The organism is bacterium (assembly GCA_035370465.1).
In the GTDB taxonomy this organism is placed as follows: domain Bacteria; phylum Ratteibacteria; class UBA8468; order B48-G9; family JAFGKM01; genus JAGGVW01.
Window position 1 is genome coordinate 1 of the sequence record DAOOVW010000018.1, and the last position, 24,483, is coordinate 24,483.

The 24,483-nt window shown below is 30.9% G+C and carries 19 protein-coding genes and 1 CRISPR repeat array; of the genes, 6 read left to right on the plus strand and 13 right to left on the minus strand.

From position 1 onward, the window contains the following. Positions 1-670 (plus strand): ABC transporter ATP-binding protein (locus PLW95_03820; GenBank protein HOV21791.1); only part of this gene is annotated, 670 nt, incomplete at its 5' end. 34 nt (positions 671-704) lie between these two features. Here the strand turns inward: PLW95_03820 and PLW95_03825 are convergent. The 12 genes from PLW95_03825 to PLW95_03880 form a co-directional block, all read right to left on the minus strand. Beyond that, positions 705-2,600: a reverse transcriptase domain-containing protein gene (locus tag PLW95_03825; protein HOV21792.1), complete on the minus strand. Its 1,896-nt coding sequence runs from the start codon at positions 2,598-2,600 to the stop codon at positions 705-707. Position 2,601: 1 nt separating this feature from the next. Continuing rightward, positions 2,602-2,844, minus strand: coding sequence for a hypothetical protein (locus tag PLW95_03830; protein ID HOV21793.1), 243 nt, complete (start codon positions 2,842-2,844; stop codon positions 2,602-2,604). 379 nt (positions 2,845-3,223) lie between these two features. Next, entirely contained in the window at positions 3,224-4,735 is a 1,512-nt protein-coding gene (locus PLW95_03835; protein HOV21794.1) for a hypothetical protein, read from the minus strand. A gap of 388 nt (positions 4,736-5,123) precedes the next feature. Next, positions 5,124-5,556: a CRISPR direct-repeat array (repeat unit 31 nt; unit sequence AGTCCCCAGTCCTGGGGATGTCCTTTGGGAC). A gap of 111 nt (positions 5,557-5,667) precedes the next feature. Continuing rightward, positions 5,668-7,617, minus strand: coding sequence for a TIGR03986 family CRISPR-associated RAMP protein (locus tag PLW95_03840; protein HOV21795.1), 1,950 nt, complete (start codon positions 7,615-7,617; stop codon positions 5,668-5,670). Positions 7,618-8,402: 785 nt separating this feature from the next. Next, on the minus strand, positions 8,403-8,957 hold the full coding sequence (gene csx19, locus PLW95_03845) for a CRISPR-associated protein Csx19 (protein HOV21796.1): 555 nt from the start codon (positions 8,955-8,957) through the stop codon (positions 8,403-8,405). After that, positions 8,947-10,308, minus strand: coding sequence for an RAMP superfamily CRISPR-associated protein (locus PLW95_03850; GenBank protein ID HOV21797.1), 1,362 nt, complete (start codon positions 10,306-10,308; stop codon positions 8,947-8,949). Before PLW95_03850 ends, csx19 begins: the two co-directional genes overlap by 11 nt. Before the next feature lies 1 nt (position 10,309). After that, the gene (locus PLW95_03855; protein HOV21798.1) at positions 10,310-12,526 is read right to left on the minus strand and encodes an RAMP superfamily CRISPR-associated protein; all 2,217 of its coding nucleotides are present in this window, start codon (positions 12,524-12,526) and stop codon (positions 10,310-10,312) included. A 7-nt stretch (positions 12,527-12,533) separates the two neighbouring features. After that, positions 12,534-14,051, minus strand: coding sequence for a hypothetical protein (locus tag PLW95_03860; GenBank protein ID HOV21799.1), 1,518 nt, complete (start codon positions 14,049-14,051; stop codon positions 12,534-12,536). 1 nt (position 14,052) lies between these two features. Beyond that, positions 14,053-15,336: a DUF1887 domain-containing protein gene (locus tag PLW95_03865; GenBank protein ID HOV21800.1), complete on the minus strand. Its 1,284-nt coding sequence runs from the start codon at positions 15,334-15,336 to the stop codon at positions 14,053-14,055. A gap of 34 nt (positions 15,337-15,370) precedes the next feature. Further along, positions 15,371-16,105, minus strand: a complete 735-nt coding sequence (locus PLW95_03870) for a hypothetical protein (protein ID HOV21801.1) — start codon at positions 16,103-16,105, stop codon at positions 15,371-15,373. After that, the gene (locus PLW95_03875; protein HOV21802.1) at positions 16,086-17,219 is read right to left on the minus strand and encodes a hypothetical protein; all 1,134 of its coding nucleotides are present in this window, start codon (positions 17,217-17,219) and stop codon (positions 16,086-16,088) included. Before PLW95_03875 ends, PLW95_03870 begins: the two co-directional genes overlap by 20 nt. A 435-nt stretch (positions 17,220-17,654) precedes the next feature. Continuing rightward, positions 17,655-18,806, minus strand: a complete 1,152-nt coding sequence (locus tag PLW95_03880) for a galactokinase (GenBank protein HOV21803.1) — start codon at positions 18,804-18,806, stop codon at positions 17,655-17,657. 110 nt (positions 18,807-18,916) lie between these two features. On the opposite strand from PLW95_03880, the gene PLW95_03885 reads away from it, so the two are divergent. Genes PLW95_03885 through PLW95_03905 form a run of 5 tightly spaced genes read left to right on the plus strand, consistent with a single transcriptional unit; the run spans position 18,917 to position 23,821 of the window. Beyond that, complete coding sequence (locus PLW95_03885; protein ID HOV21804.1) at positions 18,917-19,552, plus strand: FtsX-like permease family protein; 636 nt, start codon at positions 18,917-18,919, stop codon at positions 19,550-19,552. Positions 19,553-19,565: 13 nt separating this feature from the next. Further along, a complete protein-coding gene (locus PLW95_03890; protein HOV21805.1) occupies positions 19,566-20,303 on the plus strand; it encodes an ABC transporter ATP-binding protein in 738 nt (245 codons plus the stop codon). Positions 20,304-20,305: 2 nt separating this feature from the next. Further along, on the plus strand, positions 20,306-22,000 hold the full coding sequence (locus PLW95_03895) for a hypothetical protein (GenBank protein HOV21806.1): 1,695 nt from the start codon (positions 20,306-20,308) through the stop codon (positions 21,998-22,000). 21 nt (positions 22,001-22,021) lie between these two features. Then, positions 22,022-23,002: a Gfo/Idh/MocA family oxidoreductase gene (locus PLW95_03900; GenBank protein HOV21807.1), complete on the plus strand. Its 981-nt coding sequence runs from the start codon at positions 22,022-22,024 to the stop codon at positions 23,000-23,002. Positions 23,003-23,029: 27 nt separating this feature from the next. Further along, the gene (locus PLW95_03905) at positions 23,030-23,821 is read left to right on the plus strand and encodes an NAD+ synthase (GenBank protein ID HOV21808.1); all 792 of its coding nucleotides are present in this window, start codon (positions 23,030-23,032) and stop codon (positions 23,819-23,821) included. On the opposite strand, the gene PLW95_03910 is transcribed toward PLW95_03905, so the two are convergent. Further along, the gene (locus PLW95_03910; GenBank protein HOV21809.1) at positions 23,818-24,420 is read right to left on the minus strand and encodes a hypothetical protein; all 603 of its coding nucleotides are present in this window, start codon (positions 24,418-24,420) and stop codon (positions 23,818-23,820) included. The two genes, PLW95_03905 and PLW95_03910, sit on opposite strands and share 4 nt — an antisense overlap. Between the last annotated feature and the right edge of the window lie 63 nt (positions 24,421-24,483).

A 24,483-nucleotide genomic window follows, 5' to 3' on the forward strand; every position in this document is an offset into this window, starting at 1 on the left:
AGAAAAAGGGGAAACACTTGGTATAATTGGTGAAAGTGGAAGTGGTAAAACAACACTTGGCAAAATAATTATAAAATTGATAGAACCAGATAAAGGAAAAATAATTTTTAAAAACACAGATATAACTCATATAAAAGAAAAGGGATTAAGAAGTTTAAGAAAAAAATTCCAGATAATATTCCAAAATCCTTATAGGTCATTAAATCCAAGAATGACTGCCCTTGAAATTGTTATGGAAGGTGTTGCTGGAAATAAAAAAGAGAAAATAGAAAAAGGCAAATATCTTTTAGACCTTGTTGGAATAAAAAATGAGAAATTTAGTAATTTCCCTTACCAATTTTCAGGTGGAGAAAGACAGAGAATTTCAATAGCAAGGGCATTATCAACAGAACCAGAATTTATTATATGTGATGAACCAACTTCAAATCTTGACTTATCAATTCAGGCACAAATTTTAAACTTATTTATTGACCTAAAAGAAAAATTCAATCTCACATACCTTTTTATTTCTCATGACCTTAAAGTTATAAAATTTATTTCTGACCGAATTGCTGTTATGTATAAAGGAGAGATTGTTGAAATTGGACAGACAGAAAAAATTATAGAAAACCCGACAAATCCATATTCAAAAACCCTCTTTGATATTGAAAAAACCCAATTCTCTATTTAATTTTTTTTACACTATATTAACTTTCCCACAAAATTTACCTCCAACGCCCAAATTTGAATTCATATGTTCTTTTCCCATCCTTATCTACTACGACATTTCTTGTCGTTGTTGGAAAGGTAAATATATTCTCTTGAATATTTTTAAAGATAATATAACATAAAGAAAAATCTCCTTGAAGACATACTTTCCCATCAGGATTTTTTGATAACCAGCATCTGATTTTTTCAATAATTTCTCTTGCAACTTTATTAGATACTTCATCAAGAGAAAGGTAAGGGTTCACATCAGGAAATGGGATGAAATCAATCTGCTCCCATCCCTTTTTTTGTTCTTCTGACCAAGTTTCAGGACTATGGTTTGAAATTACTAATAATTTTTTCATCTTACCCCCTTTTTTAATTCTTAATCCCGGTCCTGAGAGAAAATTCTCTGCCTGGGAGAGAATATTTCGTGCATCCTCTTTTGTTTTGGTAAGAATAATAAAGTCATCTCCATACCTTACCATTTTTACATTAGAATTTTGTATTTTTTCATTAAAAGAATACAGATACAGATTAGCCAGAACAGGAGAAAGTGGACTTCCCTGAGCCAGCCCTTTAACTCGCGGGAAATATCTTTCACCAACGATATACCCATTTTTTATGGACTTTAACAGAACACTTTTCAAAATTATATCTTTTTGTGGAATGTAAAAATCAAGCAGAGCAGTTAAAATTTCAAGGTCAATAGAAAGGAAAAAATCTTCAATATCTGCTTCAACAGCATACTGATAACCTTCTGAAACTGCTGATCTTAGCATATCCAGAGCAATCTCTCTTGATTTTCCCTTTCTGAAACCAATTGAACTTGCTTCAAATATTCTATCAAAAACGCCTGATATAGTCCTTAAAAGATACTCCTGGACAATCAGGTCTTTAAAACAAGGTTGTTCTATCAATCTTTTAGAACCATCCTTCTTTTTAATATAGAAGGACCTATTGGGTGAAGGAGTATAAGTATTTTCTTTTATTTCTTCATATATCTTTTCTGCATATGTTTCTTCATTAAAAGAAAACCCTTCTGTTTCTGACAAATTTGTAATTGCATTATTATACCTTTCCATAGTTATTTTAATTGTATCAATTATTGACTTCTTATTTGGAAAAAACGAATCAAAAAAAGGAACAGAGTTATTGTGTAATACATAATAACCCTGTGAAAATGAAATCTTTGCTCCTGTATGAAGTTCACTACCAAGAATTAAAAAAGGAAGGAAGTCCTTAAATACTCCCTTTATGTATAATTTCCCAATGCAGCCGTTTATATATTGAGTATGACCAATCTGGGACATGGAAGGATGTCTAATTTCAGTATAGTTCCAATAATAAGGCAATAATGTAAAATCATCTTTTTTGCTGGTATAGTGTATTTCCTTGCCAAACAACCTAAAAAACCTATTTTCATATACCTTGATAAATTCTTCTTTGGAAATATATGTTCTTTGTTTGCTTTTTTGTGGCTTAAAAGGAAATGGTGATAGGAATTCCAAACATATTTCACCTTCTGAATGTATTTCTCCAATATCCAAAAGAAGATTATCAAAAGACCTGTTTTCAATTTCACCAATTTCAAGAATATCAAAATTTCTACCTGTTATTGGGTCAAAAAGATAAGAAATAAATGTTTTTTTCCATTGATTATAATATTCAGGGGACTTTTTGAAAAAAAACACCTCAATAGGTAGTTTATCAAACTGGTGCATCTTATATGTGTGTTTTTTCCCTTTAATATGGAAAAAAATAATAGGTTCATCACCTGATAATAATGAATTAACCCCTTTTATTATTGCCTGGATTATAACAAAGGGATGAGAAGACATTGCAGGCGATGTATTTATGTTCACAAGAGTAAGACATAATCTATACCACTGGCAATTTTTCAATATATCCATCTTATTCCTTATTATTTTTCCTTTGTATTTCCTTCCTTTGTAAAGGAAGGTTAGGATGGATTTCTAAATCTCCCCTAACCCCTCTTTCTAAAAGAGGGGATTTATTAAGAAACTCCCTCCTTTTGTAAAGGAGGGTTGGGGTGGATTTCTCTGTATCTCCTCTTATTAAACCCCGCATGCTTATCTTATCTCTACCTTGTAGGGCTGGTTCGTATGCTTTCCTTAAACTGCCTGTGTAGAACAATCCCCCTCGCCCCCTTGTGGGAGAGGGCCAGGGGAGATTTCTCAAGTCCCCAGTCCTGGGGATGTCCTTTGGGACAGTAGAACTTTGCCCAAAAAAGGAGGATTAAGTTTCAGTCCCCAGTACCAGGGATGTCCTTTGGGACAGTGTCAGTTCAACAAGATGGTAGCGTAAAAATGTTTCAGTCCCCAGTCCTGGGGATGTCCTTTGGGACGCTGAATAAAGTTTTCAACGAGCAGTTTTATTAGGTTTTTCCAATACATTCCGATTCTTAAATTCTAATTTGTCCCTTTACATAACTGGTAAATTTGAGCAAGTTCAGAAGAATATTCAATCCCCTTATCATCTTATCTTCTTTTATTACCTTCTTTAAAATCTTTTTTCAAATAGTATGTCTTTCTGCATTTACTTCATTCCACCCTTTAAGTAATTTTCCTAACTTTATTCTTTTTCCATTTTCTTCCAGGATTTTAAAAAGTTTGTTCTTTTCGTCCTTAACTGAAAGCATAAAACAGCGATTTTCCCAATCTTCAAGGGATTTTTCTGGCCAATCTGTATTTACATAAAAAATAATTTCTTCATTATTATTTCCACAGATTATTTTTAATGGGAATTCAACACCTAATTCATAGATTAACTCAGAGATGTTATTTATATCACTTGATTCATCAAGAGAACTCAATTTATAAGAGGAATTTGGGTTAATACTTTCTCTCATGATGTAAAATGCATTTAATCCCTCTGCTTTTGCAAACATTTCACAAATCTTATCCAAGGTCAAAAAATATGAACTTTTATAAAAACCTATAAAATTAAGAAAATTTTTTATCATCTTTCTTATTATCTCATCGCGAGTTGTCTCCTCCTTTGAGAAATCAAGTCCAGGCGATATTTCTCCTGTTAATATCATGGAAACTCCCTCTAAATCTACACAACTTCTTATTTCCATAAATTCCTGAAGTCCACGGCAGGCCCAGCGTCTTTCCCGAAATGATGTTGTATCTTCGTCCGCTTGGAAAGATGTTCTTGTTGCTTTATGTTCTAACTCTCCAATAGTTATTGCGCTTACTACTGTGGTTATCCAATTTGGAGTAGAGAGGAAATCAGAACGTACAAAATCATTTAATGCATCTAATAAGCTAGTCGTTACTTGTGCCTTATAAAACATATTTGTATCAAGAGCAATAATAACATCATCAAATCGGCACATATTATTGGCAAGTGTAATGTAATCTTTGGACTTTAGAATTCCTATTCTCATCAAGGATGATTCTATAGAGGAACTTATTAAAGGACAATTCTCTGCTGTTGTCTTACCTGATAAAGCGTCAGAAACAGGGGTATAAACAAGATTACCCTCCTGGTCTATCTTAACTTCTCCGAGGTTTATATCTTTACCATCCACGGGCTGCTTTTTCCCTTCTTTTAAATGAATCTGGAAATTATCAGGGCACGAAAGATAAAAAGAATATCCTTCCTTAATTAAAGTTGAGAATATAAATTCTAATTCACAAACATTAAACTCTTGCTGTTTTTCTTTTAAAAGTTCTACCTTATCTAAAAAGTTCTCAAAAATATTATCTTCTTGAATTCCTCCCTGAGAAATGGACTCTTCCGGACCAGATTTCCGAGCAAGAGAAATTTCAATTGTGGATATTTTAAAATTATCTTGTGCTGAAGGTATTTTATCAATATTCACTTTTTCTTTCCTTAATAAATGAGGTGCGAAGTTATCGCAAAGTAAGTTTACTAAATCTGCGGTTCTACTGATTGCTCTGCCGGGAGCACTAATGCAAATTTGTCCATCATGAGGATATTTTTCTCTAAATAATAAAGAGAATACAGAAAGAACATAGTGTCCGAGTGGCCTACTTTTTACCACTAAACTTCCCATTTTTTACCTCCTTTCAATTTTAACTTATTATTCTAAACAACAAAGGACAATTTCTTTATCATTGGGCCTATTAAACACACTCTTCTGCATCCTTGTCCCGTAATCCTTCATCCTTTTGGTCATTTTGTTTCTTCAGTATTGTCAAAAAATTTATTCTCTTTTTCACTTATCCCTCACCAAATCCCCTCTACCTCCCCCTTATCAAGGGGAGAACCTAAATCTCCTCTAACCCCTCTTTCTAAAAGAGGGGAATTCTCTTTTAATTCCTTCCTTTTGTAAAGGAAGGTTAGGATGGATTGCTTCTCCCTCCTTTTCCAAAGGAGGGTTGGGGTGGATTTTCTATCTTTTTCCTCTCCCTTTGTGGGAGAGGGCCAGGGGAGATTTCTCAAGTCCCCAGTCCTGGGGATGTCCTTTGGGACGATTTAAAGATTATCTTAGGAGCAGTAATGTTTCAGTCCCCAGTCCTGGGGATGTCCTTTGGGACTTAGCTGGTCAAGCTGGCAAAATTATGGAGTTTCAGTCCCCAGTCCTGGGGATGTCCTTTGGGACTATTTATTTAGCAAAAGGATCAGCGTCTTGGGTGTTTCAGTCCCTGGTTCCAGGGATGTCCTTTGGGACTTTTAGAAAACGGAAAAACGAGAGTTATTTTTGTTTCAGTCCCCAATTCTGGGGATGTCCTTTGGGACAGGAAGCCCCCTCTATTCAATCCCGATTTGTTTCAGTCCCCAATTCTGGGGATGTCCTTTGGGACAGTATGGCCGCATCCTTGGGGGTTGGGAGTAATCGTTTCAGTCCCCAGTCCTGGGGATGTCCTTTGGGACTCTTCCTTTGAAAACCATTGATATTCAAAGGATGTATAAGCAAAAATTCCTAACCTCCCACAAAATTGTACCCCTTTTCCCATTTTCCCCCATAGGTTCTGAATAATTTTTTCAAGGAGCAGTTTCATTAGGTTTTTCCAATACAGTCCGATTCTTAAATTCTTCTAAATCCATATACCTTGTTTTATCAAGCCAGCCAGGTATTTTTGTATTATTCCAGTCAAGCATTATTTTTAAAAGTTTTAACCTCTCTTCTTCCCACAGAGAACTTTGACTTGAATCAATTTGTTTCTTTATATAATCTTCAAATTTCTTTTTATACTCTTGTATATTACCTTCTTTTTCTTCGCATAATTTCCATCCCTTCTCATCAAAAAGAGAACTATACCTTTCTTCTCTCTCTATTAAAAAAAGTTCAGGTGTGATTTTAACTGAACCAAGTCCCAGTGGTTTTGCCATCCCTAATTTATGATAGCAGTTGGTAGGTAGGTCAAGAACAAAAAGAAGTGCACCCAACTCTTCTTCTGTAAGGTTTTCAAACCTTATCCTCCCTTGAAATTCAATACCCTTTTTGACAGGAGTTATTATAGTGTAGTGGCTTTTTTCGCATCCTAAGGCAAATTCCTTCAGGCATTTCTTGAATTCAGAGTTATCAAGTTCATCAAAAAATTTATTGAGTTTGTACTTATCATCATTTTTATCATCTCTTGTTATATCACCCCTTGTTTCTTCATTAAGTATTTCATCTATATCCTGTCTCTCCTTGAAAAATTCTTCAAAGGCCCTTTTGCTAAACTCAATTTCTCCTTTCCAGTTATTATTGTTGTCTCTGTGCCAGTAAAGTTTGTATCCCCTTATATCTGTATCATCATCGTCCCAGTGTTTTAAGTCTTTGGGAGTAGATGAACTATTCTGTTCTAAATAGTGTTGAAAGGCAGTTGGTTTTGGCTCTGACAAAATCTGGGGAGATGTCTCTTCAAGCAGGTAATTATTTTCATTTAAGATATTGGCATCTTCAAAAAATACCCTTGTTGCCCAGGCATTTTCTTTCCCAAATATTGCCTCTGCAAAGTCAATTTTGTCTGTATTTTCCTGTTTTATATGGTCTTTTATTGTTTTTTCATATGGCAGACGGAAAAAACCCGTATGCCCAAATGCTATTATTTTATTACTGGACCCATTATCAGTAATATAAAAACAAGGTATCCCCTCTTTGTATTTAGGACTCTTTACCATTTCAAGAAGATTTATCCTTTCATCTCGTTGTTTATCATTCTCGTAATTTGATACAACCTCTTCCTCTAATTCCATCTCGTTGTTATCAGGTAAATTTATAATCCATTGATAATGTTTTTTATTCCCTAATGGACCAGAAGCAATGAGGCATCCTTCTTTATAGGAATTTTGAGACGATAAGGAAATATTATTCACTCTATTATATTCTAATTGTACTTCTTTTTTACTAGGAAATGTTTTTTTAAGATAGTCCTTGTTAGCAGGTGGTTCAAACCAGATTTTTTTGTAGTCAAATACATTAAACACATGGGGACCTACTTTAAAAATTTTGTCTGTGATAAAATTTCCATTTATTCTATAAAACTGCCTACCAAGAGAATCGGTTTTTGCTGGTCGTATATAATATTTGTCATTTTTTTTGACTAACCAACCTGCTTTCATTTTAGGACTTATTATTATTCCTATTTTATTAGAAGATGAAAAATCAATCATTTTGCTCCGATATGTATTTCCTAAACTACTTGGATCTCCAACTGCACGGTAATATAATCTTTTGTCATCAAAAAAGGAAAATTTGCTGTAAGAGACAATTTCAATTAGCGTTCTTATCATTCCTCTTAAAGAACTTCCCGGAATTTTGGGTTTGCCATTAATTGAAAAAAATTCAGAGCCCTCACCTCTTATAAATAGTGGTGTTATTGTTTTAATTTTTATGTCTATGTATCCTGATAATCTGTTCTTATGAAATTTATTAAAATCATCAGGTAATTCTGGTGCAGAAACAACCTTTTTGTTAATAGGAATGAAATTGTATGGAGCACTCATTGTTTTCCTCCTTGTTATCTGGTAGTTCAAAATATTTTTTTGTATTTCTTCCTTTATATTTCCTCCCCTTTTCCAAAGGGTCAGGGGGAGATTTCTCTAAAATCCCCTCTAACCACCCCCACCTATATCCTCCCCCCTCATATGGGGAGGAATTAAATCCCCTCTAACCCCCTTTGTAAAAGGGGGGAATGGGGGGATTTATAAAAGGAGGGTTGGGGTGGATTTTTCTATCTTTTTCCCCTCGCCCCCTTACGGGAGAGGGCCAAAGGGAGATTTCTCAAGTCCCCAGTCCTGGGGATGTCCTTTGGGACTAATCAAATTGTCTGGATATGGATTTTTTATTGTTTCAGTCCCCAGTTCTGGGGATGTCCTTTGGGACGAAAAACTTGATGGAGTATAAATTTAAAGTGTTTCAGTCCCCAGGACTGGCGATGTCCTTTGGGACAAGGATGTTCCTGGAGATTGGGTCAAAGTATATTAGTTTCAGTCCCCAGTTCTGGGGATGTCCTTTGGGACAAAAAGTTCCTTATAATACAAAAGTTGTAGCGTTTCAGTCCCCAGTCCTGGGGATGTCCTTTGGGACATGTTTCCGAGGAAACACGAAAAATGATTCAAGTTTCAGTCCCCAGACCTGGGGATGTCCTTTAGGACTCTTCCTTTGAAAACCATTGATATTCAAAGGATGTATTGACAAAAATTTCTAATCTCCCACAAAATTGTCCCTTTTTCCCATTTTCCCCATAGGTTCTGAATAAAGTTTTCAAAGAGCAATTTTATTATATGTTTCACTTATTAATAGGGTAGATATCTACAAATCTGCTGTCAAAAAATCCTGCCTGTCCTATTTCATTATGTCTTATATAGTTTCTTGTTTTAAGCATAAGACGTCTATTATTATTCAATTTAAGGTTATTAAAAGGAACAATAAGTTTTATACCTCTATCTTCATAAATCTCACTAAAGCCATCCTGTAAATTTTTTGACTTTGTTCCCCATATTACTTGTTGTGCATCAATTACTTCTGTATTTTCACCTTCATTATCTATTCTTATTCTGCATTTATAAGTATTAGAGGATGACCTCCATATGAATATTTCTTTATCTTTATTGAAGGCACGCAATTGAAGAAGATGCGAAAAGTCAGGTGTCTTTCCATTATGAAAAATAAAATTTTTTTCAATTTTCCCAATAAAAATAGCATAATTTAGCCAGACCACAATATATCCATCAGAAATGTTATTTTTAATAAAATTCTCTATATTATTAAGGATATCTATCTTATCATCAGGTAGTTCTACTATACTTTTAATTTTTTTTATACAACCTATTTCATTGTCCATTTTTAACTCCAATTTTTTTTAAAAAGGCATTTACATAATTTTCAAGTTCTTCTTTATCTTCATTAGATACTTCAAGGTTTTCACCCTCCTGTCTTATTGTAATTTTTTTATCTCCTGCGTTAATCTCTGCCTCAATACCCCTTAAAACACCTCTGCCGATATTTTTTTCTCCACCAATAGGTAGGTCCTCATTCCACAGGTCTTTTAATACTAAAAGAATAAGTCCTACCTCCCAATTGCAGTAGTCAGTTATTTTTATTCTTATTTTAATTCTTTCATCTTTATGCCATATTGGCTTGCTTTCAAATAATAGATGCTGAATAACTCCACCTGTGAACCTATCAATTTTTATCCTTTTCTGCTCTTTTTCTTCTACATTTTCAATAATACTTTCCTCAAATATTACCTTACTTTTTATTGGTTCTTTATCAGATTTTTCTTCTGCCCAGCCAAATAGTTCATCTAAAAATTTTTCATCACCACCAAGTGTTTTTATAATTTTGACTGCCCTATTTCTTATAGTTCCCTTGATTGAAGTGCCGGAAAGGATAGGACTTCCTTTTGATTTAAGATGCGATTTATCAGAATCTCCAGTATATGAACCAATAATCAGAGAATTTTTTAAAGAAAATGTTGCTTCAATAATAATGTCTTTTTTTGATTTTTTATTTAATGGTTTGATTTCTTCCCAATTTTTATTAATTTGATTTTTTTGTTCTATTGTTTGCCAATTTTCTGACTTTCTAAATTCCAACCATTTATTTGTATCTTCTGGGAAATTAAATTGATATATTTTTTCATCTTTAAGTTTTATTCTTCCAAATCCCTTTGTAGTTAAAGCACCAATATAAATTTTTTCATTTTTCAGGTCTTCTATAATTGTCTTTATGACTTGAAGAAAGAGATTTTTGTAAAACCCATCTCTTATTGTTATTTCTCCATAAAGTGAAAATTCTGCACCTGGTTCCAATATCTCATATTCATATTTTTTGCCTGATTCTGCAATCCCTTTGTTGTTAATTTTTATTCCATCTCTTACAGTAATAAGAGGTTCATTTTTTAATATAAGGTCATCAATAATAAAATGGCTCTGAAAAAATTTGCCGTTTGTATTTTCACTTCCCCAGAAGTAATCAAGTTGTGTTTTATTAATGTCTTTTAAATCGGCTTCACTATAAAAATAGTTTCTTAATGCACCAATAAATGAACTTGCAGGAATATAGGGAATGTTTTTGTCATAACCTTTCATAATTTCGCTATCAACCAATTCTCCTTTACCTGTTCCTATAATAATTGGTGAGGTTGTTATAATATCCCCTGTAAAGATTATTTTGCCTGTAAGTTTATCCATTTTACTTTCCTTTTTTGTTTAGATACCTTGCCATTCTAAAAAATGTTAACCAGTATATCTTAAAGAGTTCAAACTTTTCATTATTATTAAGGTCAAATGGGAAACCCTTTATGAAACTACTATAAGGAGTTCGGAAGTTTTGTATTATCGGTTCAATAATGTCTATATTTTTCAAATTGTCCCATATTTTTATTTTTTGAAGTTCTTTTCCAGCAGGTTTATCCTTCATCTCTTTAAGTTTATCTTCAATATCTTTTATTTCTTTTGCATCCATTACTATTTTTTCTATTCTTCCTATTAAGGAATTCGTTATTTTCTTTTGATAAGTGTTTGCTTCCTTAATTGCTTCGTGTTTTATGTTTTCTATCAGTATATCCATAAGTATTGAGGTAAGAATTTTGTTAAATGTTGCTGATGTATTTCCTGTTTTCTTTAATTGTTCTTCATACTTTACACCTTTATATTGGCTTTTATCAGTCAGCCAGTTTATCTTTACTCTTCCAAATCCCAATTCTCTTTTTTCACCAATACCATCCCTTTCAAGTTCTGACAGTTTTTTAAGTTCAGGACTATTTTTTAATTTTATTTTGAATGATGTTCCTTCTTTAAAAGATATTTCTCTTTGTGTTTTACATTTCCATATACCCATAAATCCTTCAGAAAAATCAATATTTGCAAATGCTTTTTCTTCAATTTCTATTTCACCACCAGAAAAATATTGTTCAAGATATTTCTTCAATCTTTCTATTGAAACTTCCGGGAAACCATATTCATTGTATAGTATGATAGGAGAAATAGCAGTTAAGGTAAATTCTGTGTCAGTAAGATTTATTTTTTCAATTTCTTCAGGTTCGCCAAAAGAAAATTCTATCTCTCCATACTGGGCAGTTTTTGAACGACCTATATTTTCAGTAAATTTCTCCCCAAAACAATCCTTATTCTCCTCAAAACAATTCTTAATAAAAGAAAGGTAAGATACATCCCCTATTAAATATCCTTTGAATTCCTGTCCTTCATCTATTGATTCATAATAAAAAATACCTCCTTCAACACTATGACCCGCAGTTCTGTTTTCTCTTGTATTGTGGAAATAAAATCTTTTGTTGATTGCACATTTAACAATGTTATTACCATTATAATCAACAAAACCACCTAATGGCCTGGTTTTTTCTCCTGGTTCTTCTTCAAATAGATTATATATATTGTTTTCAGAAGGTAATTCAGTAGGTAGTGTTTCTGCTTTTTTGATGTGAATTGATAAAGGGGCAGGGTAAAACTCTTTTTCTTCTTTTGAAGGATAGGCAGGTGTTATGGTGAGTTTTCCATCAAGAAATAGTTCACGAAATACCTTGTCTTTATGTGCATCATTTCCCAAATTAAATTTCTTTATAAACTTATTTGCAAGGATACCTCTAATGAGGGTCCCTGGTATATATTCCTCAGTTGAAACAGTGTTCTGGTCTCCTGTCTGCTTTGTAATTATTATGGGAGACAATGTTTTTATAGTAAATGGAAGTTTTTTAATTTCACCAGTTTTGCCCTGACAGGAATATAATTCATTAGAAACTTCTTTTGTATTATTTTGTTGTGAAGGAATAGATGTTAAGTTTTTAATTTCTTTATCAATATCTACTATAGAAATTCCTTCTATCTCACATTTTATTTTACCAAGTCCCCTGTTTCTCCTCACTCCTATTCTTTTCAGGTTTATAACTGCAAGGAAAAGGAGGGACTTTTCATCATCTGTTATGTCTTTATCAGAGATTGTCCCTTCAAATTCTATAAATGGTTTTAGAACCCTGTAAGTTCTTAATGAATGGGGCTTTGCTACACCTTTTTCATTTATGGCTGTCTGTTGTCTTGTTTCAGTAAAGTATTTAATTATGTTTTCCTTTGATAAAACAAATCTGCTATTTTTATCTTTCCTTGCTTCTTTTATCAGTTCTGTTATATTTTTATAGTCCTTTATAAAAAGATTTGAAAATTTTGTTTTTCCTTCATTAGACCCTGTCCCAAAAATTGATTCAAGATAGTTGCTATTAGATATACCAAGTATTTCAATTATTTCTGTTGCACTTTCTTTTAATAGTCCTTTAATTCTTTTTGCTGGAATAAATGGTATTCCAAAATCATCAAAAATAATGTCGCTGTCTATAAGTACAGATGCTTCTCCTGAACCAACAAGTGTATAAGACAATGTTTTAATTTTTAGTTTCATTTTTCCCTCACAAAAGTTCTTTTGGATAAAAATCCATAAGTTCTATTATGTCAAAATATGGTGTTTTGTCGTTTACTCTTATATCTTCGCTATAAGGGGGAGCATAAGGAATTTCGTAAAAAGTGTACCCTTTAATGTCCATCTCTTTAACAAACATTTTTATTTCTGATTCAGATTTTGTTGTAACTTCCCGTAGTTGTTCTATTTTTGTTCTTGTCCAATTATTGAAAAATTTTATACCTCCTTTAAGATGGTAAATACTATTTTCCTGAGTGTTATTATCTATTCTATATGGACCAAAAGGCAATAGGCCATAAGGTATTTTAAAACTTCTTTCTCTGATTTCTTCAAGTGTTCCTGAAAAACCCCTTGAAGAGATAAGAAAATCAAGATATGAAGAATTTTCTTCTTTTCTTGATTCTTTTTTTGCATTTTCACATAGTTGTTCAGACAACTGATATGCACGGTAAAAAGGATATTTTGTCTTAACAATAGAAACCCCAGCACATGCAGAAAGTTTTTCTCCCTTGATTTGTTGTTCACTAAATTTGGTGATAAATTTTTCAGCAAGATAAACCCCCAACCTTCCATCACAAACAAAGGTAATATCATCACCACCTATTATAATTGGTCTTATTGGCAAAATGGTTTTACCATTTCCATCTGTGTGAAAATGGAAATTGTTTTTAGGACCCAATATTCTATTTTCAATTAAACCAACTAAATCTTCAATAGTTTCTTTAAATGCTTTCTGGGTATTTTCTTTAACTCTTATAGATAAGTTCCTTAGCTCTTTAAGGGTATTGCATTTTTCAAACCTCTTTCCCATGTTATTGCCGTCTATATGGACAACTGCTATATAGTTTTTGTGTTCTACCTGACCAAGTTTGTCAATCTCATTTGTGAAGGTATATGTCTCTCCAAGTTCATCTTTAAGCATATCTTGTATATGAGACAATGACTTTTCTCCTGCTTCTATTTTTACCTTTGAGACATTTGAAATCCATTTATCTTTATAATAAATTTCAGCAGATTCACCAGAAAAAGGACAGTCAGCAGTAATGCCATATTTTGGTAATGTTATTATAGGGAAATAGATGTTTTTATTTTTTTTCAGGTTTTTATGTATCTCTTTCATTGAATTTGTAAAGGAATTTGCAGAGTTGTTTAAATTGAAATTCGGATTTATTCCAAAAGAGGTTCTTAATCCAGGTGTTTTTTCCAACAAGATATTTGTGAAATTTTTAATAAATTCCTTATGTTTTCCATTATTTACTTCAAACAAAATAAGTGCATTGCCTCCACCAATATATCCAATACCATATGGGGAAAAGTTCATATAAGATGGATTGTTTTTCCAAGTATCTAAATTAGGAGAGGTACTATGAAAAGTTCTGAGTGCATCTTTCAAATATTCCTCATAAATTTGTTCAACAAGATATGATGCACCTACATTTTCTATAAGTTTGTTGCTTGAAAATATATAATTCTGAATTGATACTGTATCAATTAAAACGCCTACCATCTTATCCTCCTACGAAATCTTTAATTTTTGTCTCTATATCTTTTATGTCATCTTTTCCAAAAACCTTAAAATGTTCTTCTGCAGAACCAGTAATTCCCTGGATATCTTTTTCAAGTTCTAAAGCACTATTAGAATCCAATCCAGTAATTAGAACAGATTTGGCTTCATCTCCACCAATTTGTTTTGTCCTGTGTATTACTTCAAATCCCTTTGATTTACATAGATATTTTTCTATTTTTTTATTCCTGAAACCAGCAGTTGTAACAGATATACCAATCAGTTGGTAGCCCTTTATAAGAAAAACATCTAATTCAAAATTTCTGGTATTGGGCTTATTTGCTTGTAAACCACATCCATAACCAGTAATACCTTCTATGTTTTTCACCTTATCCAAAATATACCATTCAAGCCATTTCCCATCAAGAAAGTCAACTACACTGGTTTTGTTTTCAAGTGCTTTGTTAATATCTGACGGTTGGGGGGTCCAAAGAGTATTTTCATTTGTAATAATTTTTTTCTCATCAGGAAATGAATTAAGTATTTCCTTGATATTTGGGGTTAAACTTGTTGGAAAATTCCCAACTATTTTTGAAAGAGATTCTTTTTCAATATTTTCTTTAAATTTTTTAATTGTATCTATTAAATTTCCATCTTCATCATAAAAAATCTTGCGTAAATATTCATCTTTCCATTCTATAAATTCATTAATTTCTCCAGTATTTAAAAGATTTATAAGGATATTAAGTACCTTTCCAAAATCTTTTTCCATAAAGTATCTTACAGGTTCTTTTATATTATATCCATGTAAAGAAAGGAGTGTACTAATATCTAAAGAAACATAAGTTCTCATATCCCCTGTTTCAGGTTCAATTTTCCTATCATCATAAAGCAATTTATATGTTCTTGCATCAAGATAACTAAAATCAGCATAAGGGAATTTTTCCTTTATAAATTCGTGCAGACATGCTGCCATGACTTTTGTTCCACCTGTATAATTAAGATGAATTCTTTCAAAATTTTGGGATGAAAATAATTTTTGTAAATCAATACGGATATCTTCTACTAATGAGACATTAGAAAGGGGAAGAAATTGAAATTGTTCTTCTCTGCATCCATTTTTTATCAATTGTTCTTTAATAGATTCTGCGAATTTATAAGTTCCAGATTGGTTTATTTCACATCTTTCCTCAGAATAAACTAAACAGAACTGCCTATCTTTGTCTTTTAAATAGTCCGCTACAACATAATTAGGTAAAGGATTTGTTCCAATTATCAAAACAATCACTTTTATCTCCCGTAGTAAAGCATTAAGACAATTTTTATCTTTTCAACGCTTTCTCCAGGTATGTTTCTCCATATATTTGATAACTTACCCCAGGCGGTTCATAATAGAAAAAATCAACACCAATATCTTTTAAAAAATTTACTTGCTCCTGAAACCTATTGAAATTTTCTGCAATAAGTTTTTCATTATATTCTTCTCCTTGACAAAAAATAGCAGTGATTTTTGCTCCTTTTAAAACATTTAAACTCTCTGGATTAGGTTTAGGACGGTTTAGTTCATGTATCATATCCGAATAATATATAGCCCTTACAGATGGGGGTTTTTTAAACTTGCTTAAATACCGAGCCATATATTCATATGTTCCATATATATCCGTCATATTTTCACTATATTTTTCTATCGGTATATTTTCTAAATTGTTTAATATCTGCATTATTTCACTCCATTTATTACCTTTTAAAGGGAATTCATAAAGTTTATCATACCCTTTCTGTCTTCCAGTTATCTTTCCAATAACAAAATAATAATTTTTCCAATAAAGACGAAAATTTTTCCCACTTATAATTCGTGCTATTCCAGAAGATAGGTCTTTTACTGCCCACTCTTTATAATTTATAAGTTTACCCAGATTATCATATCCAATATAACTATTGGTCACATCAATCCAGACAAAAACAATTTCTGAAGAATATGCTGGCGGACAGGTAGAGAAAATATTTAACCCTATTAACGAAAAAAAAATAAGAAATTTATATTTTTTTATTTTCATCTTTTTTCTCAACAATCTCTACATCTATAATTTTATTGTTTTCATAGACGATGTTTTTCTCTTTCCTGTTTTTATAAAATTGAAAAATAGGGTCTATAAGAAAATAACACCAGCAAGCTATAACTATTATATAAAATAAAATCATTTTTATGCTTTTAAGAAGGTATTTACCGACAGGAGAAAACCATTTTAACATCGTACCGCAAAGTGTTCTCCCATATGGTAAAGGAACTTTCCATTCCGGCATAACAAATGGTTTTTTATAAAATTGAAAACTAAAAATTCCACAAATGACAGGAATAACAACTGTAACCCATCCCATTGCTTCAGGAGGGATATTAGAAGTGAGTGATTCTAAAGAAAATGTTTTTGAAGCAGGCCCAAATAGTCCTCTTACTAATAGTTCTCTTTCAACTTTTACTGCTTCAACATTATAATTATAGTCTACTAAGAAAATTTTGAATAAACCATAACTGATAATAGGAACCAATATTAAACCTAAAATTAAATTTTTTAAGGATGCTCTTTTTTCATCGGGAGAAATTGTTTTGTTTTGGTCTGGAATTCGCAGTTTAAGAATATTATCAAGCAAATTATTACTTAAAACCATAAGGAATACAATAAATCCAATATTTTCTGTAAGAACAATTCCTGTTGACCTTATAATTGAATTTGTTCCGCCGCCCTGCATACCAGAAACAGCCCAGTAGACAACAACAAAATTGATGATTATACCGGCAATTTGAATTAGAACTTCTGGTCTAAAAAGATATTCTCGTAATACACGGCCAATAAAAAGTAGAAGAGCAAAAAAATAACGAATACACTCCCATATTATTATTACAAATGGAGAAATCAAAAGAAGGAGGAAAAGGATAACCAACCAGGCAATATAATATATACTTTTAAAAATGTGATAAATAATAAGGAATGGAGCTGTAATAAACCATGGTTTTTTCCCTTCACCAATTAAGGTTTCAGTAATTTTAGATACAGGGTCTAATTTCCCAAATTCTTCTCCAAATTTCTGCAAAAGAGAAACGACAAAATTAATTATAGTCCACCCGATTATCCATTGCCAAACCACCGATAAGTGAGAAAACCATTTAATCATAAATTTCCCCCCTTTTGAACTATATTAAAACATCAAAAAAAATTGAAAATTCTCTTTTATCCTTTCCTTTTGTTTTTAATTTATCACTTTATTTATTTTTGTCAAGAGGAATGTTATTACCATGTGATTATGTGACAGTTTTTACCAAATAAAAATATGACATTTCCACTGGCCCACCCGTAGAGGGCCCTCATTTTTAACTACGAATTATGAACTATGCCCGAGAGATGAGAAGTGAAGGGTAAATGTTTTTACTATATATATTATATACTGTGCTGTGCAGTTTTTTTAATTTTTTCTGATTCAAATAGACCTTTTTGTTTGTATGAGTTAGACATACGGGTAAAAATTTTTTCATAAGGGGGTCAAGAAAAATTAAGGATGCGAAGAAAAGGATAAAACCCTCCTTGATATTGAAAAACAACAGTTCTCTATCTAAATTGAGGACTTTGCACCATCAACTGCTAAAACATCATAAAAAGCAGGTTTTATCTTGAATTTCTCAAAATAGGCACTTTCAAGTTTTTCTTTGAATTCTTCTATAATTATTTTTTTAATCAAAACAATACAGCATCCTCCTAATCCTGCTCCTGTTAATCTACTTCCTGCAACACCTTCAAAATTTTTTGAAAAATCAACTATAAAATCAAGTTCATTGCAACTTACATTATAGAGTTCTTTTAAACTTTTATGAGAAGAATAAAGAAGTTCACCAAATTTCTCAATTTCTCCATTTTTCAAAAGTTCAACACTTTTTTTAACTCTTTCATTTTCTTCAACAATATGTTTACCTCTCCTGTATTCTGTTTGTCCAATTAAACTTTTATATTTTTCAAGTATTTTAAAATCAACTTGACCTAAATTATCAATATCTACAAATTTTTTTATAATATTCACAACCTCTCCAACTTCTTTTACTCTTTCGTTATAAACAGAATTTGAAAGTGTTCTTTCTTTTTTTGTATCAACAAGAAGTAATTGATAATCACCTGTTTTAAATGGAACATAAGAATAATTTAAGTTATTGCAATTAAGAAATATTGCATTATCCTTTTTCCCTAAATAAATAATAAACTGGTCCATAATTCCACAATTCACTCCAACAAAATTATTTTCAGCACACCGTGCAATGTTTATAACTTGAATATCGGGAATTTTTATATTGAAAGTTTTCATCAAAATAGAAATTGTTCCAATCTCAACAGAAGCAGAAGAACTCAAACCACTACCAACAGGAATATTACCCCCATAAGCAACTTCAAAACCTGAAATGTCAATTTTACTTTTTTCAAATTCCTTTATTACTCCAAAAATGTAATTAGCCCATTTTTTTTCTTTATTAAATTTTATATCTAGAATATCAACTTCTAAATAATCATCATAATTAAAAGAATAAATTTTAATTTTTTTATCTTTTCTTTTCCTTCCACAAAAATATATGTATTTATTTATTGCAATTGGTAGTACATAACCACCCTGATAGTCAGTATGTTCTCCTATTAAATTTACTCTTCCTGGTGATTTTATATTAAAAATATCACCATCCCCAAAAATTTCTATAAATTTTCTTTTAATCTTTTCTTTCATAGAATTGCTCCTTTTATAAAAATTTTACTATCTTGTATTTTTAATGTAAAATAATTAGTATAATATTCAATTAGAGAAGTAGAGAAACAAATAGTGAGAAAAGGAGAGAAATGGAAAAAAAGATTGAAAAACAATTATCTTTACCATTTAAACATGCTTTTGGAATGAGTATAAGAAATATAAAAATAAGATTTGGAAGAGCAATAATTATTACTATGTCTATACTTTTAGGAATTGCTTTTTTGATGTCTATTTTAACAGGCAATGCTTTAACAATGTCTTTAATTCAAAATGGACCTGAAGAAATAAGAATTCTTTTGCAAAAAAATATTGAAGAAGTTAAAATAAGGCAAGTATGGCTTGTATCTCTTTCACTTCTTGTCTGTGTGGTTGGAATTATAAATTCAATGCTTATGTCAGTTACAGAAAGGTCAAAAGAAATTGGAACAATGAAATGTTTAGGAGCACTTGATAGATTTGTTATGGAACTTTTTCTTTTAGAGTCATCAATTCACGGAATACTTGGGTCTTTACTCGGTAGTATAGTTGGGATAGTTGTAATGACACTTGTTTATCTTATACAATATAAAGGACTGATTTTAAAATTATTTCCATTTGCAGTAATAGGTAAATATCTCTTGTTTTCTGTCATTTTGGGAACATTTCTTGCAGTTATTGGTGCTTTATATCCTGCATATGTCTCTGCAAAAATGGAACCAGCAGAAGCAATGAGAAGAGAAGTTTAAAGGAGGAGAGAAAATGCCAAAAGAAACAATAGTTAGAACAATCGGGTTGAAGAAAAATTATATGTTAGGAAGGGTAAAACTTGAGGTCTTAAAAGGGATAGACATTGAAATTTTAAAAGGTGAATATATCTCAATTATGGGACCATCTGGAAGTGGTAAAACAACTCTTTTTAATATGATTGGTGGACTTGATAAACCAACAGAAGGGAAAGTTTATATTGATGAAGTTGATGTTGCTCAATTAGATGCTTATGAACTTGCCTGGTTAAGATGCAGAAAAATTGGATATATTTTCCAGACATTTAATTTAATACCTGTGATGAGTGCTTTAGAAAATGTCCTTTTGCCAATGATTTTTGCAGGGATGACAACTGATGATGCAAGAGAAAAAGCAAAGAATTTACTTGAAACTGTTGGACTTGGAGATAGATTACATCATAAACCATTTGAACTTTCAGGAGGTCAACAACAGAGAGTAGCAGTTGCAAGAGCACTTGCAAATGACCCTGCTATAGTTCTCGCAGATGAGCCAACTGGAAATCTTGACTTGAAAACTGGAAAGGAAATTATAAATTTATTAAGAGAAATGAACAGAGAAAAACAGGTCAGTATTATTACTGCAACTCATGATTTAAAGATGTTAGATGTTTCAGATAGGGTTATATGGTTAAGAGATGGAATAATTGAAAGAGTTGAAGATAGAGAAAACATTAATATTAAAGTAGGAGAAGTTGAAGGAGAGGAAATATAATTTTGAAAACAATTGTATTGGTTGATAGTTCAAAAGTTGTACAATACAAAAGAGTTGGAAAAACAATTTTAAATTGCTTAGAACATTTTGGGATATGGTATGAAATAATTGATTTGAATTGGGCAGGAATTTCTTATGAAGAAATTCATAATAATGTTTCTGTTATAATTTTAGGGCAGGAAGGAATTAGCAGTTCAATTTCAGATACAGATTTCTCTTTAATTTTAAAAAGTGTTGAAAATGGAACTGGACTGGTGATTTTTGATGGTTATTTAAATAAATATTCAGAAAAGTTTTTAAAAACAATTGGAATAGAAAATTTTTCCTCAAAAAAAACACAAACCGTTTCTCTTGAAAAAAACTGGATAACAGAAATATCACCAGATGTTGTTTATTTAAAAAGAGATACTCTTCACTACTGCCCATCTGTGAAAAGTGATTGGGATATTTTTATGAAAAATGAACAGGGTAATGGCTGTGGATTTTTTAGAAAATATGGGAAGGGAAAAATTATCTTCTGGACAACATTACCTTCAATTTTTTTAGATGAGTATTTAGGACATACAGAAGGACTTGATGGTGTTTTCTTTCGGTCTATTATATGGACCTCTAAAAAACCATTTATAACAAAAACAATGCCTCCATTTGTTACGGGGAGAATTGATGATGCTTCTGGCTCAGGAAGTCCAGTAAGTAAATATCCTGAGACAGTTAATGGTTTAAAATATTTAGATATCTTGAATAAATACAAATTTATACCAAATATTGGTCTTTTCATAGATGATTTAAAAGAAGAAGATGATAAAAAAATAAGAGAAAAACATTATGATGGATTAGCAGAATTTTCTCCACATGCCTTTTCTGACCCTGAAAATAAAAATGAATTTCCAATTTATCTTAAACATAGTGGGGAAGAATTTTCTGATAGTGAATTAAAAGAAAATTTTGAAAAAGTGGATATTAAATTTGGGAAAATTGGAATAAACATTTCAAAAACACTAAATGCACATTTTGGAGAAGTGGGATTAAAAACATTTCCTTTTTTGAAAGAAAGAGGTGTTAAATATTTTATGAATTCAATAAGAGTTGGGAAAAGATGGGATGACCCTTTATCTAAAATCTGGGAAATTAAACCTTATAATAAGCCGTTTTTTTCATTAGGTTATATTCCAGAAGATGAGTATTTCTTTAATGTAGAAGCATCACCACCCAAAATTGACATTAGTGCTTCTGCCCTTGATTCAGAAAGTCCTGATTTTGATTTTCTTTATGGCTGTACTACTTTCTGGAATGAAAATAAAAAAGTAGAAGTGGAAAAAGCAGCAAAAAGAGGTATTTTCAAGATACAAAGAGGACTTGAAAATGGTTTTTTTGGTTCTCTTTCAACTCATGAACAGAGAATTTCTAATGTTCCAATTTTACAATTTGAAAACATAATTTCATCTATTTCTAATGAAATAAATAAAATGTCTGTAATTTTCAAAAGTTATGATTTTATTTCACAATATGCAGAAAGCAGAGCAAATTACACAATAGATAAAATAGAAATAACAAATAAAATTTCTATTGTTCTAAAAGGTGAAAATAAAGTTGAACAACTTCTTTATCTTTTCACTGAAACAAATGGACTGCCAAAAACAAGTTTTTTAAAAGTGCCAACTTTTCAAAAACAAATTATTTTAAATTTTTCTATTTGATTTAACATTTACGGAGAAAAAATGGGGAAATTAAAAATAGGTTTTATTGGATGTGGTTCTATCTCTTATGGACATTTATATCAAATAAAAAAAATTGAGGATGTTGAAATAACCGGTGTTTTTGACCCTAAAAAAGAAAATGTTAATAAATTTTTATCCGAAGCAGGGGAAGGTAAAATTTTCACTAGTGAAGAAGAACTTATTAAAAATGTAGATGCAGTAATTATATGTTCTCCTCATACATCACATTTTCCTCAAATAAAAACTGCACTGGAAAATGGAGTTGATGTTCTTGTTGAAAAACCAGCAGTTGTTAATTATGAAGAAGCAATTAAATTAAGAAAATTGATTGAAAAAACAGGTAGAAAAGTTGTAGTTGGTTATCAAAAGCATTATATGGAATTACCTCTATCAGTTAAAAAAATTATTCAAGAAGGGAAAATTGGAAAAATTTTATTTTTAAGTGGATTCCTTTCTCAAAACTGGATAGAAGGAATTACAAAAAGTGGAAGAATATGGAGATTTGACCCTAAATTTTCAGGGAAAGGGCAACTTACTGATTCTGGAAGTCATTTTATAAGTATGCTGTTTTGGATAACATCTCTTACTCCTGAAAAAGTTGGTGCTTTTATTGAATTTTTTGATAAAAAAGTTGATATTAATTCTTCATTTACAGTTAAATTTAAAGAAGGAGCACTTGGCAGTTTCAGTATTCTTGGTATTGACCCGTCTTATAGAGAAGCACTAATGATATGGGGAGAAAAGGGATTAATAAAGTTGAGTTTATTTGGAGAAAACTCATATATTCATTACAATGGAGAAAAAGAACCAAAAAAAATTTCAGTCTCAAAACCAACAATTATTTCTCCTGTTGATGACTTAATAAAATGTATAAGAGAAAATAAAGAACCAGAAACAGACATTTCTGTTATAGAAAAAGTTGCCTTACTTTCAGATAAAATTTATGAGAGTTTTAATAAAGAAAAAATTGTAAATTGTTAAAAAAAATTTATTCAGAAAAGATAACCTATGGATATATTGAAAATTAATTGTGAAAAAGTATGTGATTATCTTGTTTCATTTTTAAAAGAAGAAGTAAGTAAAATTGGTTTTAATTCTGTTATTTTTGGGTTATCAGGTGGACTTGATTCTTCTCTTGTTGCCTTTTTATGTAAAATGGCTTTTGGAAGAAATAATACTTATGGGATAATACTTCCATATAAAGATACACCAAAAGAGTCAGTTGACCATGCTTATCTTATTGGTAGAACTTTGGGAATAAGACATTTGAGATTTAATATCACTCCTCAAATTGATTATTATTATAAAAATTTCCCACAGGCAACTAAATTAAGAAAGGGAAACAAAATGGCAAGAGAAAGAATGAGTATACTTTATGATCTATCTTCTCATTTTAAATCACTTGTTGTTGGGACAAGTAATAAAAGCGAAATATATTTAGGATATGGAACATTACATGGAGATACTGCTTATGATATAAATCCTGTTGCTGACCTTTACAAGACACAAATTTATCAATTATCTGAATATTTAAAAATACCAGAAGAAATAAGAATAAAAAAACCAAGTGCAGAATTATGGGAAGGACAAACAGATGAGGAAGAATTGGGATTTTCCTATGAAGTTGCAGATAAAGTTCTTTTTTATTCTTTTGAAAAAAATATGAAACAACAGGATATTATGAAAGAAATTAAAATTGATGAAAGGACTTTTTTGAAAATTATTGAGAGAGTAAAAAAATACGAGTTTAAAAGAAAACCACCTTTAATGGCAAAAATACCTGATGAAATTAAGTATTAATAGAAATTAGAAGTAATATTACTGCCTGATTTTGTTCTTTCGATTGCTGTTTGAATTCTTTCTTTTAAATCGGAGATTTCAATTGTATTTGTGTTTTTATCAATTGTTAAATTTATTGAATTTCTTAAATGTACTCCTTTTATTAAATACTGTTTATTCTCCTTTTCACCAAGAAGCCCTTCAAGTGTTAAAAAATTATTTTTAAGTGTTATTTTCATACCCATTTGTCCATAATAGAAATTAGAACTTCCAATTGTTTTTATAGGATTTCCTCCTGCAAGAGTTGCAAAGAAATTTACTGCACCAAAATTCATAATTTGTTTTATTCCTTTTTTTCTTACTGACAATATTTCACTTTCAATAATATAATTTTCATCTTCTTTTTCAAAATTGCCATCTACATTTACTATTCCAGATATATGGATTTCTTTTGTAAGGGATAAAATAAGTTTTTCAAGATTCATTTCTTTTATTGAAAAATCAAAATTTAATTTTTCACCAATTTCATAATTTACTTTTCCTTTTCCATCATAAAATAAAAAGGTAATATAACCATCATTTACTGAATTCAAATTTCCATTTATGTTTTCAATTTTCAAATTGTCATAGGATAAATTCTCACAGGTAAGTGTGCCAGGAAAAGAAATTTCTAAATTTTGAAT